17 protein-coding genes are annotated in these 13,285 nt (G+C 63.6%); 4 read left to right on the top strand and 13 right to left on the bottom strand.

Annotated features, from left to right (window positions below; all coding sequences use genetic code 11):
• Positions 1-20: 20 nt before the first annotated feature.
• The 7 genes from pnp to WH265_RS14000 form a co-directional block, all read right to left on the bottom strand.
• Complete coding sequence (gene pnp / locus WH265_RS14030; RefSeq protein WP_021028553.1) at positions 21-2,264, bottom strand: polyribonucleotide nucleotidyltransferase; 2,244 nt, start codon at positions 2,262-2,264, stop codon at positions 21-23.
• Between the two features lie 209 nt (positions 2,265-2,473).
• The gene (gene rpsO / locus WH265_RS14025; protein WP_027011292.1) at positions 2,474-2,740 is read right to left on the bottom strand and encodes a 30S ribosomal protein S15; all 267 of its coding nucleotides are present in this window, start codon (positions 2,738-2,740) and stop codon (positions 2,474-2,476) included.
• A 132-nt stretch (positions 2,741-2,872) separates the two neighbouring features.
• On the bottom strand, positions 2,873-3,202 hold the full coding sequence (locus WH265_RS14020) for an AzlD domain-containing protein (RefSeq protein WP_339558682.1): 330 nt from the start codon (positions 3,200-3,202) through the stop codon (positions 2,873-2,875).
• Entirely contained in the window at positions 3,199-3,921 is a 723-nt protein-coding gene (locus WH265_RS14015; protein ID WP_339537587.1) for an AzlC family ABC transporter permease, read from the bottom strand. Before WH265_RS14015 ends, WH265_RS14020 begins: the two co-directional genes overlap by 4 nt.
• A 140-nt stretch (positions 3,922-4,061) precedes the next feature.
• Positions 4,062-4,598, bottom strand: a complete 537-nt coding sequence (locus WH265_RS14010) for a GAF domain-containing protein (protein WP_339537586.1) — start codon at positions 4,596-4,598, stop codon at positions 4,062-4,064.
• On the bottom strand, positions 4,595-5,953 hold the full coding sequence (locus WH265_RS14005; RefSeq protein ID WP_339558681.1) for an MFS transporter: 1,359 nt from the start codon (positions 5,951-5,953) through the stop codon (positions 4,595-4,597). The genes WH265_RS14010 and WH265_RS14005 overlap by 4 nt, the downstream gene beginning before the upstream one ends.
• Positions 5,954-5,977: 24 nt before the next feature.
• Positions 5,978-7,210 (bottom strand): metal-dependent hydrolase family protein, encoded by a 1,233-nt coding sequence (locus WH265_RS14000; protein ID WP_339558680.1) that lies wholly within the window; start codon positions 7,208-7,210, stop codon positions 5,978-5,980.
• A 137-nt stretch (positions 7,211-7,347) separates the two neighbouring features.
• Here WH265_RS14000 and WH265_RS13995 point away from each other — a divergent pair, with 137 nt between their 5' ends.
• Positions 7,348-8,253 (top strand): LysR substrate-binding domain-containing protein, encoded by a 906-nt coding sequence (locus WH265_RS13995; RefSeq protein WP_339558679.1) that lies wholly within the window; start codon positions 7,348-7,350, stop codon positions 8,251-8,253.
• Between the two features lie 69 nt (positions 8,254-8,322).
• The gene (locus tag WH265_RS13990) at positions 8,323-8,715 is read left to right on the top strand and encodes a low affinity iron permease family protein (RefSeq protein WP_339558678.1); all 393 of its coding nucleotides are present in this window, start codon (positions 8,323-8,325) and stop codon (positions 8,713-8,715) included.
• 44 nt (positions 8,716-8,759) lie between these two features.
• Here WH265_RS13990 and ykgO read toward each other — a convergent pair whose 3' ends face one another.
• Together ykgO and WH265_RS13980 are read right to left on the bottom strand one after the other, a co-directional pair.
• Positions 8,760-8,909: a type B 50S ribosomal protein L36 gene (gene ykgO, locus WH265_RS13985; RefSeq protein WP_021028544.1), complete on the bottom strand. Its 150-nt coding sequence runs from the start codon at positions 8,907-8,909 to the stop codon at positions 8,760-8,762.
• A 112-nt stretch (positions 8,910-9,021) separates the two neighbouring features.
• Positions 9,022-10,089, bottom strand: coding sequence for an SDR family oxidoreductase (locus WH265_RS13980; protein WP_339558677.1), 1,068 nt, complete (start codon positions 10,087-10,089; stop codon positions 9,022-9,024).
• A 180-nt stretch (positions 10,090-10,269) separates the two neighbouring features.
• Between WH265_RS13980 and WH265_RS13975 the strand changes: the two genes are divergently transcribed.
• The gene (locus WH265_RS13975; protein ID WP_165841178.1) at positions 10,270-10,419 is read left to right on the top strand and encodes a hypothetical protein; all 150 of its coding nucleotides are present in this window, start codon (positions 10,270-10,272) and stop codon (positions 10,417-10,419) included.
• Positions 10,420-10,473: 54 nt separating this feature from the next.
• On the opposite strand, the gene WH265_RS13970 is transcribed toward WH265_RS13975, so the two are convergent.
• The gene (locus WH265_RS13970) at positions 10,474-10,794 is read right to left on the bottom strand and encodes a plasmid stabilization protein (RefSeq protein ID WP_339520491.1); all 321 of its coding nucleotides are present in this window, start codon (positions 10,792-10,794) and stop codon (positions 10,474-10,476) included.
• A gap of 54 nt (positions 10,795-10,848) precedes the next feature.
• On the bottom strand, positions 10,849-10,977 hold the full coding sequence (locus WH265_RS13965; protein WP_339558676.1) for a hypothetical protein: 129 nt from the start codon (positions 10,975-10,977) through the stop codon (positions 10,849-10,851).
• Positions 10,978-11,194: 217 nt separating this feature from the next.
• Here WH265_RS13965 and WH265_RS13960 point away from each other — a divergent pair, with 217 nt between their 5' ends.
• A complete protein-coding gene (locus WH265_RS13960; protein ID WP_339558675.1) occupies positions 11,195-11,434 on the top strand; it encodes a hypothetical protein in 240 nt (79 codons plus the stop codon).
• 29 nt (positions 11,435-11,463) lie between these two features.
• Here WH265_RS13960 and WH265_RS13955 read toward each other — a convergent pair whose 3' ends face one another.
• Positions 11,464-12,144, bottom strand: coding sequence for a hypothetical protein (locus WH265_RS13955; protein ID WP_339558674.1), 681 nt, complete (start codon positions 12,142-12,144; stop codon positions 11,464-11,466).
• Positions 12,141-13,184 carry an MlaD family protein gene (locus WH265_RS13950; protein ID WP_148293042.1) on the bottom strand — a complete coding sequence of 348 codons (1,044 nt, stop codon included), beginning with the start codon at positions 13,182-13,184 and terminating at the stop codon, positions 12,141-12,143. Before WH265_RS13950 ends, WH265_RS13955 begins: the two co-directional genes overlap by 4 nt.
• Positions 13,185-13,285 lie beyond the last annotated feature (101 nt).

Genomic DNA, 13,285 nt, shown 5'->3' with positions numbered 1-13,285 from the left:
TGGGTGCGTCACACAGCAGATTATTGCTGTTGTTGTTGCTGCTGGTCGGCAGCACCGTCCACGCGGGGTTCGCGTGGTTCGCGGTTCTGGCGAGGCGCGCGATCGCCGCGGTCACCACGGTCGCCGCGTGGCTCACGGAACTCGCGTGGTTCACGCTCGGGCATGCCGGCTGGACGGTCCAGCAGCGCCTTCATCGACAGCTTGACACGGCCCTTTTCGTCCGTCTCCAGCACCTTGACCTTGACCACCTGGCCTTCGCTCAGGTAGTCGGTCACCTTTTCCACGCGCTCGTGGGCGATCTGGCTGATGTGCAGCAGACCGTCCTTGCCGGGCAGCAGGTTCACCAGTGCACCGAATTCCAGGATCTTGACGATCGGGCCTTCATAGATCTTGCCGATTTCGACTTCGGCGGTGATCTCTTCGATGCGGCGCTTGGCTTCGTCCGCCTTGGCGCCATCGGTGGCGGCGATGGTGATGGTGCCATCTTCCTCGATGTTGATCTGGGTGCCGGTCTCTTCGGTCAGCGCACGGATGGTGGCGCCGCCCTTGCCGATCACGTCACGGATCTTCTCGGGGTTGATCTTCATCGTGTAGAGCTTGGGCGCGAACGACGAGACTTCGGCCTTGGCTTCGCCCATCGCTTCTTGCATCTTGCCCAGGATGTGCATGCGCGCTTCCTTGGCTTGCGCCAGTGCCACTTGCATGATTTCCTTGGTGATGCCCTGGATCTTGATGTCCATCTGCAGCGCGGTGATACCGTTGGTGGTACCGGCTACCTTGAAGTCCATGTCACCCAGATGATCTTCGTCACCCAGGATGTCGGTCAGCACGGCAAACTTGTTGTCTTCCTTGATCAGACCCATGGCGATACCGGCCACGTGGGCCTTCATCGGCACGCCGGCGTCCATCATCGACAGACAGCCGCCGCAGACCGAAGCCATCGACGAGGAACCGTTCGATTCGGTGATCTCCGACACCACGCGGATGGTGTAGGGGAACTCTTCCTTCGAAGGCAGGCAAGCGGCCAGAGCGCGCTTGGCCAGACGGCCGTGGCCGATTTCGCGGCGCTTGGTCGAGCCCATGCGGCCCACTTCGCCGGTGGCAAAGGGAGGCATGTTGTAGTGGAACAGGAAGCGGTCTTCAAACTCGCCAGCCAGCGCGTCGATGCGCTGTGCATCGCGCTCGGTGCCCAGGGTGGAGATCACCAGCGCCTGGGTTTCGCCACGGGTGAACAGGGCCGAGCCGTGGGTGCGAGGCAGCACGGACGAGCGGATCTCGATAGGACGCACGGTGCGGGTGTCGCGGCCGTCGATACGGGGCTCACCAGCCAGAATCTGCGAGCGCACGATGCGCGCTTCGATGTCGAACAGCATGCCGTCGACCTTGACGCCGTCAAAGGCCACGCCTTGCTCGGCAAGACCGGCCTTCACAGCGGCGTAAGCCTGGCGGCAGGCCAGCGTACGGGCTTGCTTGTTGCGCAGTTGGTATGCATCGCGCAGAGCGGCGTCGCCCAGCTCGCCGACCTTGGCGATCAGTGCTTCGTCCTTGGCAGGCGCGGCCCAGTCCCATGCGGGCTTGCCGGCTTCGCGCACCAGCTCGTGGATGGCGTTGATCGCAACCTGGCCTTGCTCGTGACCATAGACCACGGCGCCCAGCATCACTTCTTCAGGCAGTTGTTGGGCCTCGGACTCGACCATCAGCACAGCAGCTTCGGTACCTGCCACCACCAGATCCATCAGCGAATCCTTGCGCTGGGTCTGGCCGGGGTTGAGCACGTATTCGCCGTTGATGTAACCCACGCGGGCAGCACCGATAGGGCCATTGAAAGGAATGCCCGAGATGGACAGGGCAGCGGAGACAGCGATCATCGCAGCGATGTCGGCATCCACTTCTGGGTTCAGCGAGATGGTGTGGATGACCACATGCACGTCGTTGTAGAAACCTTCGGGGAACAGCGGACGGATCGGGCGGTCGATCAGGCGGCTAGTCAGGGTTTCGAGCTCGCTGGGCTTGGCTTCGCGCTTGAAGAAGCTGCCAGGGATCTTGCCCGCAGCGTAGGTCTTCTCGATGTAGTCAACGGTCAGTGGGAAAAAGTCCTGACCGGCCTTGGCGATCTTGGAGCCCACGACCGTAGCCAGCACCACGGTGTCGTCGATGTTGACCAGCACCGCGCCGGAAGCCTGGCGGGCGATTTCACCGGTTTCCATCGTGACCGTGTGTTGGCCCCACTGGAAAGTCTTGGTGACTTTGTTGAATATGGACATAGATTGCTCCTGGTTAAACAGCCAAAAACCTGTCGGTTTTCGGCAGGAGCCGGCATTCAGAACACGATGCCATTCCAGGGAGGTTGCAGGCCTGGAACCCGGGGTTCAGCCCCCTTGGAATGACACAGCTTCGCTCTGTTTGCGCGGCGTTGAAGTAAAAAACGCCTGAGCTAGCGGACTAACTCAGGCGTCTCCATCTCACCCTGGGCTTACTTACGCAGGCCCAGCTTAGCGATCAGTGCAGTGTAACGGTCAGCGTCCTTGGACTTGAGGTAGTCCAACAGCTTACGACGACGGCTCACCATGCGCAGCAGGCCGCGGCGACCGTGGTGGTCCTTGGCATGCGTCTTGAAGTGAGGGGTCAGTTCGTTGATACGAGCGGTCAGCAGAGCCACTTGGACTTCTGGGCTACCAGTATCGTTAGCGGAACGTGCGTTGGCCTGTACAACTTCGGCCTTGATAGATGCGGCGATCATGTGTTTTCCTTATAAAGAACACCGGCTTGCGCTGGCATTCTGGTTACTTGCGCCACAGCCGGAAAAGCTTGTGACGTGCGTCTTGCACCATGCAAAACCCTGCAATTATACCCAATAACTTCTTTCAGGTTTTTAGCCCCAAAAGCGCACCAAAGCTGATGCCGCCGCGCCCAGCACCACCACCAGCAAAAACGGCGCACGCAGCGCCAGCGCGATGATGGCCACGGCCAGCGCCGCCAGGCGGGCATCGAGCACCAGCTGCTGGCCGCTGACGAGGGTGTTCATGGCGGTCAGCGCCGCCAGCAGCGCAATCGTCAGCGCGCCAGCCACCCGGGCCATGCGCGGGTGGCGCAGCCAGTGCGCGGGCACGCTGTAGCCCAGCAGCTTGGTGCCATAGGTCACGGCGCTGGCCAGCAGCACCCAGATCCACCAGTGGTTGCCCACATCAGCCATCGCATTCATCGTGCGGCCTCCTGCGCGCTGGCGCCCTGCCCGGCCGGTCCGCTGCTGCGCGAGCCGTAACCCCAGGCAGCGCCCACCACCGCCGCAATCAAGATAGGCACGCCCGGCGCCACCCAGGGCACCGCCAGCATCGCAATGCTGGCAGCCACCACCGCCAGCGCGATGGGCTCCTTGTGCGTCAAGCGCGGCCACAGCAGGCCCATAAAGGCGGCTACGGCTGCGCCGTCCAGGCCCCAGCGCCCCGGGTCGCCCAGGGCATTGCCCAGCAAGGCGCCCGCGGCAGTGAACAGGTTCCACAGCAGGTAGACGCCCACGCCGGCGGTCCAAAAGCCCCGTTTTTGCTCGGCTTTGTCGGTTTGCCCCAGCGCGGTGGCGGCCGATTCATCAATCGTCAGCTGCGCCGACAGCAGGCGCGCCAGGCCGCGCGGGCCCAGCAAGGCGGCCATCTGCATGCCGTAGACGGCATTGCGCACGCCCAGCAGGCTGGCCGCGCCCAGCGCTGCGGCCCCGGCACCGCCGCCCGCGACCACACCAACAAACGCAAACTGCGAGCCACCGGTAAACATCAGCAGGCTCAAGGCGCAGGTCTGCCAGACCGACAGGCCTGCCGCCACGCCCAGCGCGCCAAAAGAGATGCCGTACAAACCGGTGGCCACGCTGATCGACACGCCCATGCGCACGGCGGGCGACGACCACCACCCTGAACTGTTAGAAGCCATGGGCGGCGATTGTAGAGGCTGTTGCGCGGCCTGCAGGCCAGTTGCGCGCCGCTGGGACGCATGGGGCACAGGCCACAAAAAAGCCCGCAGGGACTTTGTCCTTGCGGGCCCAGGGCACCTGGCATTGGTAAGCCAGACGCTCAGACGCTTTGCAAACTGGTGCTGTCAATGCCCCGCGCCGCCTCGCGTGCAGTCTCGCGGGCCGAGGCCAGGGCCGGCACGCAGACACCGGCCACCAGGTGGATCAGGGCCTCGGGCACCGCGTTGTAGGCGCCACGCGGGCCCAGGATATTGATGGAGCCCAGCACCTCCCCGCCGTACCAGACGGGGATGTTCAGCACCGCATGCAGGCCCCGGGCAACCAGGTCCTCGGCTTCGGAAAACACGGTGCGGATGTCGGCCTCGTCCCGCCCGATATAGGGCAGGCCCTGGTCCAGCACCCGGCCCGACCAGGGGCCCTTGCCGGTGGCCTTGAAGCCACCCAGCGGGCTGATGGCCTCGTTGGACGAGTAGATGCGGCGCATCAGCTTTTCCTGCTGCAGGTAGACCAGGCCAGTCAGCAGGCCGTAGCCAAACAGCTGCTGGCAGGCCTCGGCAATAGCGGCCCAGTGGCGCTCGGCATCGCTGCTCTGGCCCAAGGTGTGGGCCAGGCGGCCCAGGACATGGGTGGTGCTCATTGCTGAATCCCTTCCAGGGACACGCCATGGGTGTTCTTGCCAAACAGCAAGATGCCCATGCCGCCAACAAACAGCACGCCGGTCATCAGCGCAAACACGCCGCCAAAGCCCAGCACCGGGTAGGCCGCCCCCACGATGGTGGGCGAGGCAATCGAGCCGATACGCGCCAGCGCCGAGGCCGTTCCCATGCCGGTGGCACGGATGGAGGTCGGGTAGATCTCCGAGGTGTAGGTGTACTGGCCGGCAATCACGCCATTCATGCCAAAGGACAGCAGCATGCTCAGCAGGATGATTTCCTGGTCGGCACCGGCAAAGGCCAGGCCCAGGGCAGCCAGGCAGGACACTAGCATGTAGGCCAGGATGGTGTACTTGCGGCCGATCTTGTCGTTCAGGTAGGCAGCCGAGTAGTAGCCGGGGATCTGCGCCAGGTAGATCAGGATGGTGAAGGAGAAGCTCTTGGTCACCGCAAAGCCACGCGCCACCAGCAGGCTGGGAATCCAGACCAGGAAGGCGTAGTAGCAGAACATCACCGTGATCCAGAACACCCAGACCACCAAGGTGGTTTGCAGGTACTGGGGCTTGACCAAGGTGGCCAGTTTGGCCCAGGCGCCTTGCACCGCCGAGTCAGCGGCCTTGGCTGCCAGGCTCATCTTCACCGGCTCGGGCAGCGGCTTGCCGCTGCTGCGTTGCACCTGCGCTTCAATGGCGGTACAGATCCGGCTGGCCTCTTCATGGCGGCCCATTTCTTCGAGCCAACGGGGCGACTCGAACAGCGCACGGCGCATCCACAGCAGGAACACCACCGGCACCGAGGCGATAACCATGATCCAGCGCCAGCCATCATCACTCATCGGCACGATGAAATACCCCAGCAGCGCCGACATGACAAAGCCAAAGGAGAAAAAGCCCGCCAGCGCACCGGTAAAGCGCCCCCGGTAGCGGCTGCTGACAAACTCGGCCAGGTAAGGCGCGACGATGGCGCCCTCGGCCCCCATGCCCACACCGGCAATCATGCGCAGAATGTAGAACTCATGGAAGTTGGTAGCAAAGGCATTGATGAAGGTGGCCACGCAAAACAGCACCAGCGCCCACATCATCACGACCTTGCGGCCAAAGCGGTCGCCCAGCATGCCCGAGAGCAGAGCGCCCACCAGAAAGCCGACATAGGTGCTGCTGGCAATCCAGCCGGTCTGAATGCCGGTCAAACCCCATTGTTCGCGCAGCGAAGGCAGGATGAAGGCGATGATGCCCGCATCCAGCGCCTCAAAGGCCAGGCCCAGGCCGCCGATGATGAGCAAGGTGAAATGGAAGCGGCTGAAAGGCAGCCGCTCCAGACGTTCGGAAGCGTTATACATATTGTTGTTCTCGCTCAAAGCCCATCAGCAGGCGTTCTTGTGGATGAAGCCGTCGCGCATGATCAGCTTGATCGCCGTGTCATGCTGGGTCAGCACCGAGACATCTTCCAGCGGGTTGCCATCGACCAGCAGCAAGTCCGCATAGGCACTCTCCACCACTTCGCCCAGCAGGCCTTCGTGGTTCAGAATCTCGGCGCCAATCAGGGTGGCCTGCTGCACCACCTTGGCGTGGCCCAGCACCTTGGCGCGCAGCACCAGCTCGTCCGATTGCATGTAGTGCGTCTCGCCCAGCAAGTCGCTGCCAAAACCCATCTTCACGCCCGCGGCGTCCAGCACTTCCAGCGCCTTGAGGCCGTTGGTGCGCACCTTGGCAATCTTTTGCACCGACTCGTCGGGCAGGCCGTACTTGGCGCCGTCGTTGGCCAGGCCTTCGTAGGTGATCAGGGTCGGCACCATGTAGGCGCCCTTTTCCTGCATCAGCTTGGCGGTGGGCTCATCGACCAGGTTGCCGTGCTCGATGGTGCGCACGCCGCACTCGATGGCACGGGTGATGGCCTGGGGCGTATACGCATGGGCCATCACATAGGTGTTCGCATTGTGGGCCTCTTCGACGATGGCGGTCAGCTCCGACACCGAAAAGCCCAGGTTGTTGATCGGATCGTTGGGCGAGGCGACGCCGCCCGAGGCCATCACCTTGATCTGGGTGGCGCCCTTCAGGATCTCTTCACGCACCGCCAGGCGGCAGGCATCGACGCCATCGACCACCTTGCCGATATTGCCGATCTTGTAGGCGCAGGAGCAGGGGTCGAGCGTGTCATTGCGCGCCCGGAAATCACCATGGCCGCCGGTTTGCGACAGCGCCTTGCCAGCGCAGAACAAGCGCGGGCCGGCCACCTGGCGCGTACGCACGCCTTCGGCCAGCGCCCAGTCGGCACCGCCGGCATCGCGCACCGAGGTAAAGCCCCGGTCGATCATGCCCTTCATGATGGGCAGCGCGCGCAGCAGCGCCAGCGCATTGGGCAGATTGGCAACCGCACCCAGGTTGAAGCCCGAGGCCATCACATGCACATGGCAGTCGATCAGGCCGGGCATCAAGGTCATCCCCTTGGCGTCGATGACGGTGGCGTCCGCCACCTCAAAGTCTTCGGCACTGATCTTTTCGATCAGACCGTTGCGCACCAAAATGGTATGAGTAGAAGTCAATACGAGATTTCGGGTGTCCAGAATCTTGGCATTGCGGATCAGGGTGGATTGCATAATCGGTTGTGGCGTTCACAGCGCCATGGTTGCCTCTAATGCCCCGAACTCTAGCCAAGCTGCAACAATATGTGGCAATGACATGACGTCATGCATCTGCCAATTCTTCCTACCATCATGAGTGGAGCTCATACCCCATGCGCCGACGCTGCCCCACGATCTCCGAGCTGAATGCCTTTTTGCTGTCGGCGCAGCACCTGTCGTTTTCCAAGGCCGCCAAGGAGCTGTTTGTCACGCAAAGCGCCATCAGCCGCCACATTGCAGGCCTGGAGGCCTACCTGGGCCACCCGCTGTTCATGCGCCGCAGCCATGGCTTGGCGCTGACCCATATTGGCGAGAACTACCTCAAACTCGTGCGCCCGGCGATGGAATCGCTCGAACGCGCCACCACCCAGGTCATCTCCACCGCGCAGAACGCCCATCTGCTCAGCCTGTCGGTCGCGCCCACCTTTGCCGCCAACTGGCTGTTTCCCCGGCTGGAGAGCTTTCGCGTCCGCAACCCGCACATTGCCATCCACTTTGTGCGCTACAGCACCACCGATAGCGCCGAGACCGGCGATGGCTTCGATGCCTCCATCCAGTACGGCTACGGCGACTGGCCGATTGCCGATGCCCAGTACCTGATCGGGCGCGAGACCAGCATCGTCTGCTCACCCAGCTACCTGCAGCAGCACCCGATTGCGCACTTCAACGACCTCAAGCAGTGCAGCCTGCTGCAGCATATCGAGCTGCCCACCTCCTGGGACGACTGGTTCACCGCCTATGCCGGCCCCTATGAAGGCGCACGTATCGGCCCGGGCTTCAACCTCTTCACCCTCATCATCCAGGCGGCCATTGGCGGCCTGGGCGTTGCCTTGGTCCCCAGTTGCCTGCTGCAGGAGTCGCTGGCCTCACACAAACTGGTCGAGCCCCTGGGCCAGCGCTTTGAAAGCCCACTGGGCTACTACCTCTGCGCCCCCACCTGGCGCAGCGATATGGAAAGCTACCAGCGCTTTGGCGAATGGCTGCAGCAGGAATGCCGCCACCCTCCTACAGCCACTTGATCTGCAGCGGCACCCTGGCCGCTCCTCTTGCTTCTATGCTGGACCCCATCCCTGAACGAAGGAGTCCCTGTGAAGACCCCCCATTCCCCTTTCAACAAAATTGCCCGCTCGGTTGCCAAGTTCAGCGGCCATCCCGTCTGCTTTGTCGGCGCCCTGGCGGTCATCGTGCTCTGGGCCCTCAGCGGCCCGGTCTTTGGTTTCAACGACACCTGGCAGTTGGTGATCAACACCGGCACCACCATCATCACCTTCTTGATGGTGTTCCTGATCCAGTCCACCCAGAACAGCGACACCGAGGCCATGCAGATCAAGCTCGACGAGCTCATCCGCGCGATCGAACCGGCCCGCAACCGCATGCTCTCGCTCGAAGAGCTGGACGAAGACGAGCTGGATGCGCTGCGCAAGGAGTTCGACATCCTGGCCGACAAAGCCCGCCAGGCCGAGGAAGCCAAGCGGGACTGACAGCACCCGCTAGAGTCGGTTGTGGGCCGATCAGCCCACCCCACTCAACCCTTGTGCTTGTTCTTGGCCCCGCCCTGGCGCGCCTTGAAGCGCGGGTTGGACTTGCAGATCACATAGATGCGGCCACGGCGCTTGACCACCTGGCAATCACGGTGGCGCTTCTTGGCTTCTTTGAGCGAGGACAGGACTTGCATGGCAGAGCTTCTCCAAAACAGCAACAGAAGCAAAAATGATAATGCATTCTCATTATCATTTCAACCCCATCCGCTGAGATCGAGGTAAAGCGCTGCATCCGCAAGCCTTCGTTCAGGATTCGCCCACGCTTCCCGTCACCGGCAACACAATGCCGGAGATATAGCTGGAGCAGGCCTGCGATGCCAAAAACACATAGGCGGGCGCCAGCTCCTCGGGCTGCGCGGGCCGGCCCATCTGCGTATCGGCGCCAAACTTGCGCAGGTCCTCGGGGTTTTTATCGGCCGGGTTCAGCGGCGTCCAGACCGGGCCCGGGGCCACTGCATTCACCCGTATGCCGCGCTCCATCAGGTTCTGCGCCAGCGCTTTGGTAAACGCATGGATGGCGCCCTTGGTCGCAGAGTAGTCCAGCAGCTGCTTGCTGCCGCGCAGGCCGGTGACCGAGCCGGTGTTCACAATCGCATCGCCCCGCTGCAGGTACGGAATGGCGGCCTTGACCATGTGGAAGTAGCCAAAGATATTGGTGCGAAAGGTCTCGTCCAGCCGCTCGGTATTCAGGTCTTCGATATCGGCCGCATGCTGCTGGAACGCGGCATTGTTGACCAGCACATTGAGCGCGCCAAATTTTTTCAGCACCTGCTTGACGGCCTTGTCGCAAAACTGCGGGTCCTGCACATTGCCGGAGATTGCCAGGCTCTGCTGGCCCTCGTCCTCGATCAGGCGGCAGGTCTCCTGGGCATCGTCGTGCTCATTGAGGTAGAGGATCGCCACATTCGCGCCCTCGCGGGCAAACAGCACGGCCACCGCCCGGCCAATGCCCGAGTCGCCGCCGGTGATCACCGCCGTCTTGCCCTCCAGCTTGCCGCTGCCCCGGTAGTTGTCTGCCAGGTAGAGCGGCTGCAGATCCAGCGCCTTCTCATGCCCGGGTTTGGCCAGCTTTTTGCCGGACATCGGCGGCGTGGGCACGGCGTGGCCGGGGCCGGGTGCCGTCTTCTTGCTGCCTTTGCCGTCTTTGCTGCGCTTGGTTTTTGGGGATGCCTTGGCCGCCTTGTCCCGGGCGTCATTGCGGGTTTGCGCTTGCTGGATGCGCTGCTGCGCAGCTACCACCTCCGCGACCGAGCGCTTTTCTGGCGAAGGCTTCTTGCTGGCGCGCTTTTTGGATTTGCTGGTGGATGGACTCATGCTGAAACTCCTTGGGTCTTGAACTTCAAAAAACAAAACGACATAGCAACGAACGGGAAGCTGCGGCAAACCGCTGCTACATCAACCTCGACAGCCCTACATGCACTTACCCGCTGACAAGCTTGTCCGACATACGGCCGCCGCAGCGCGCAGTACAAACAAGGCAGAAAGGAGGCCGCCATGCCAACCCCTACTACGCCCCCTCAACCGCCGGTGGCACCACCGCCGCCGGATCTGCCCAAGCCCGAGCCCATCGATCCGCCAGACAGCACCTTGCCGATCGAGGAGCCGGGGCATGAACCACCGGTCAAGGATCCGGAACCGGTTTAAACCGGCAACGCAACAGGCCAGCACACCCACCGGTGGCTGGCCCGTTCCTTATTCTTAGTGCTTCTTGGCAGCGGCGTTGCGCTTGCGGGTGGCTGCCGCCTTTTTGGCCGATGCGGAGCGCTCCTCGGGGCTGCGGCTGGCAGCGGCTTTTTTGGCCGCTGCCGAGCGCACGGCCGCCAGCCGCGACCCCGGCCCGGTCGCCTTGCCCCGGCCAGATCCGGAGAGCTTGCCGCCGCCCGTTTCCTTGTTCACCGTGGCCCAGGCACGTGCTGCGGCTTCATCTTCCGACACGCCCTTTTGCTCGTAGCTTTTCTCGATATGGCGGGCCATGCGTTTTTGCTTATCGGTATAAGCGGACTTGTCTCCTTGGGGCATTGCGGATCTCCTGGGGTGCTGCGTTGAGGCGGGGTGGCGTGGGATGGAGGGGCCTTACTGCGATGGATCACCATCGGCAGGCGGGCCGCCGCCACCGGGCTGGGGCTTCTTGGGGGTGGTGGGGACTGGCTTTTGCGCTTGTGGCGTGGCCAGCGCAAGGTGTGCAGGGGGCAGATGGGGCATGGGGTCCTCCGAGGGCTGAGTCAATGCTTTCAGCCTAGCCCTGGCGCAAGGCGCTGCCTGTCAGAAAAACGCTTTGCTGCCGCTTGTTCCGCTTTACACAGGGCGTAACGGCGATGCGCGTACCTTTGCGCGCTCCCCAGGCCTACACAGCGCAGCGATGGCGCTTGCAACACTGGGCTTTTGCATGCGCTGCCTATGCCGCAGCAGGAGAACGACCATGCCCCAGCCCTACGACCCCAGCCAATCGCATACCCAGCCCCCTATCCCCGGCCAGCCCCAGCCGGCGCCTGGTGAGCCGGGCACGTATGAGCCCAGCCCTTTGCATCCCTACCCGGGCAACCCGCAGCATCCCTATCCGAGCGAGCCGGTGCACCCCTACCCAGGCAACCCCGAGCACCCCTATCCGGGCACGCAGCCAGAGCCCGCGCCCGATACGGCGACCGGTCAATCGGTGTGAGTGGATGCAGCGCTTGAGCGGCTGCAGGCTTATTTCTGCGTTGCCTGCAAGAGATCCAGGCGGCGCTGCACCTGGTCGGCCAGCGCCGTATCGCCCAGCTCCCGCGCCAGGCGCTGCTGGTTGATCAGCCAGGCCATCACAGCGCGGCGCCAGCCCTGGGCCGAGGCGGTATCCACCGCCTGGGTGACGACCGCCATCGGCAACGGCCCGCGCACCGCCAGCACGCCGGCAGCAACCAGGCGCGAGAGCGGGTCCTCTATCGCAGCCAGCGCAGCGGCTGCCTGCGCAGGCGCCAGGGGCGCCACCGCCTGCTGGGCCTTGGGCAGCAAGGCCACATCGCCGGCAGCCAACTGGCCCTGCAGATAGCGCGCATAGACCTGCTCGGCATCGGCGGCATCCTGGGCCACCGCTTCAAAACCTGTGCAAGGGGCGGCATCCAAGGCGGCCACCTGCGCGGCGCAGCGCGCCAGCTCCAATCGGGCCAGCAGATCAGGCCGTGCGGTGCGGCTGACCTCATCGCGCGCACGCCGCCATTCGGCATCCGCCACCCGGCTGTTGCCCGACAGGTAGGCATCGGTCGCGCGTTCGGCAGCGCCTTGTTCGTTGATCGCCCAGTCGGGCGCCTTTTTGCTGCTGGCGCAGCCGCCCAGCACAGCGGCGGCCAGCAGTGCGGCGGCCAGGCGGGTGGTGATGGCAATAGCTGCGCTCATGGCAGTCGCACCTCGGCATCTTTTTTGGCAAACGGCCATTTGCGGTTCAGCTCGGTCAGCATGCCTTCCACCTTGCGCAGGTTCGCCTCTACATCGGCGCGCAAATCGCCCAGCTGGTTGGTCGCATCCTTGGCATTGGCACCCACGGCCTGGGCCTCCACCAGCACCGCATCCACCTTCTTCAAGCTGCCGCGCACATCGCCCAGCACGGCATTGAGCTGCTGCACCGTGGCGCGCACTTCGGGCATCACGCCATCGGCCCCGAAGACCTGCTTGTCGGCATTCTTGGCCAGGCCATCGAGCCGCGCCAGCAGCTGGTTGGTGCGGTCCAGCGTCTGCGATATCTTGCGCGCCTCGGCGTCGCCGCCCATCACCACGCCCAGCGCGCCGCTGGGGCCGTTGAGCTTGGTGCTCAGGTCACGCAGTTGCTCCAGGGTGCCGCCCAAGGCCGAGCCGGCCGAGGTCATCATGTTCAGGTTCTCCAGCAGCTGGCGGGCATTGCTCATCAGCTGCGGCAGCTCGGCCGTCGCATCACCCGAGAGCACCGCGCGCACGGCGCCGTCCTCCAGCTGCGGGTCATCCAGAATGCCCGAGTAGGCCTTGATCGTCGTGCCGCCCACCAGGCCCTTGACCAGGGTGAACACGCTGCTGCTGCGCAGCCAGTGCGCGTCTTTCTCGGGCACATCCACATGGATGCGCACCGTGCCATCAGGCGCCAGCTCGATCTTGCTGACCTTGCCGATCGCAAAACCGGAGAAGGTCATGTCCAGGCCGATGGAGACGCCCTCGGAGTCATCGGCCGTCAGGATCAGCGACTGCTTGGGCTCAAATACGCCGCGCGCATACATCAGATAAAAGGCCGAGCCCAGGATCAGCAGCAAGGTAAACAGCAGCAATGCCCCGGCCTTGCGCTCCAGATGCGGCACCGGCGCCAGGCCGTCCACCGCCACACCATCGACCACGGCCGCACGCCGCGCAGAGGCGGCAGAAGACGGCGGCGCAGGGCGGTCGGCAGAGTCGTGGGGTTCTGGTATTTGCATGTACCGCGATCTTACCCGGGCTGGCTGCCAGCTTCAAAACAAAGCTGCAATGGGTTGTTTTCAAAGGCAGACACTCACTTTCCGGCCCAGTCGCTCCGCAT

The sequence above is a fragment of the Comamonas sp. MYb396 genome, from assembly GCF_037479555.1.
In the GTDB taxonomy this organism is placed as follows: Bacteria; Pseudomonadota; Gammaproteobacteria; order Burkholderiales; family Burkholderiaceae_C; genus Comamonas.
This window is presented reverse-complemented; position numbering and strand designations above follow the sequence as displayed.

What these genes read in the sequence shown, in the direction of transcription:
- pnp (WP_021028553.1), bottom strand. Translation starts at nt 2,264, where the DNA reads ATGTCCATATTCAACAAAGTCACCAAGACTTTCCAGTGGGGCCAACAC.
- rpsO (WP_027011292.1), bottom strand. Translation starts at nt 2,740, where the DNA reads ATGATCGCCGCATCTATCAAGGCCGAAGTTGTACAGGCCAACGCACGT.
- WH265_RS14020 (WP_339558682.1), bottom strand. Translation starts at nt 3,202, where the DNA reads ATGAATGCGATGGCTGATGTGGGCAACCACTGGTGGATCTGGGTGCTG.
- WH265_RS14015 (WP_339537587.1), bottom strand. Translation starts at nt 3,921, where the DNA reads ATGGCTTCTAACAGTTCAGGGTGGTGGTCGTCGCCCGCCGTGCGCATG.
- WH265_RS14010 (WP_339537586.1), bottom strand. Translation starts at nt 4,598, where the DNA reads ATGAGCACCACCCATGTCCTGGGCCGCCTGGCCCACACCTTGGGCCAG.
- WH265_RS14005 (WP_339558681.1), bottom strand. Translation starts at nt 5,953, where the DNA reads ATGTATAACGCTTCCGAACGTCTGGAGCGGCTGCCTTTCAGCCGCTTC.
- WH265_RS14000 (WP_339558680.1), bottom strand. Translation starts at nt 7,210, where the DNA reads ATGCAATCCACCCTGATCCGCAATGCCAAGATTCTGGACACCCGAAAT.
- WH265_RS13995 (WP_339558679.1), top strand. Translation starts at nt 7,348, where the DNA reads ATGCGCCGACGCTGCCCCACGATCTCCGAGCTGAATGCCTTTTTGCTG.
- ykgO (WP_021028544.1), bottom strand. Translation starts at nt 8,909, where the DNA reads ATGCAAGTCCTGTCCTCGCTCAAAGAAGCCAAGAAGCGCCACCGTGAT.
- WH265_RS13980 (WP_339558677.1), bottom strand. Translation starts at nt 10,089, where the DNA reads ATGAGTCCATCCACCAGCAAATCCAAAAAGCGCGCCAGCAAGAAGCCT.
- WH265_RS13975 (WP_165841178.1), top strand. Translation starts at nt 10,270, where the DNA reads ATGCCAACCCCTACTACGCCCCCTCAACCGCCGGTGGCACCACCGCCG.
- WH265_RS13970 (WP_339520491.1), bottom strand. Translation starts at nt 10,794, where the DNA reads ATGCCCCAAGGAGACAAGTCCGCTTATACCGATAAGCAAAAACGCATG.
- WH265_RS13965 (WP_339558676.1), bottom strand. Translation starts at nt 10,977, where the DNA reads ATGCCCCATCTGCCCCCTGCACACCTTGCGCTGGCCACGCCACAAGCG.
- WH265_RS13960 (WP_339558675.1), top strand. Translation starts at nt 11,195, where the DNA reads ATGCCCCAGCCCTACGACCCCAGCCAATCGCATACCCAGCCCCCTATC.
- WH265_RS13955 (WP_339558674.1), bottom strand. Translation starts at nt 12,144, where the DNA reads ATGAGCGCAGCTATTGCCATCACCACCCGCCTGGCCGCCGCACTGCTG.
- WH265_RS13950 (WP_148293042.1), bottom strand. Translation starts at nt 13,184, where the DNA reads ATGCAAATACCAGAACCCCACGACTCTGCCGACCGCCCTGCGCCGCCG.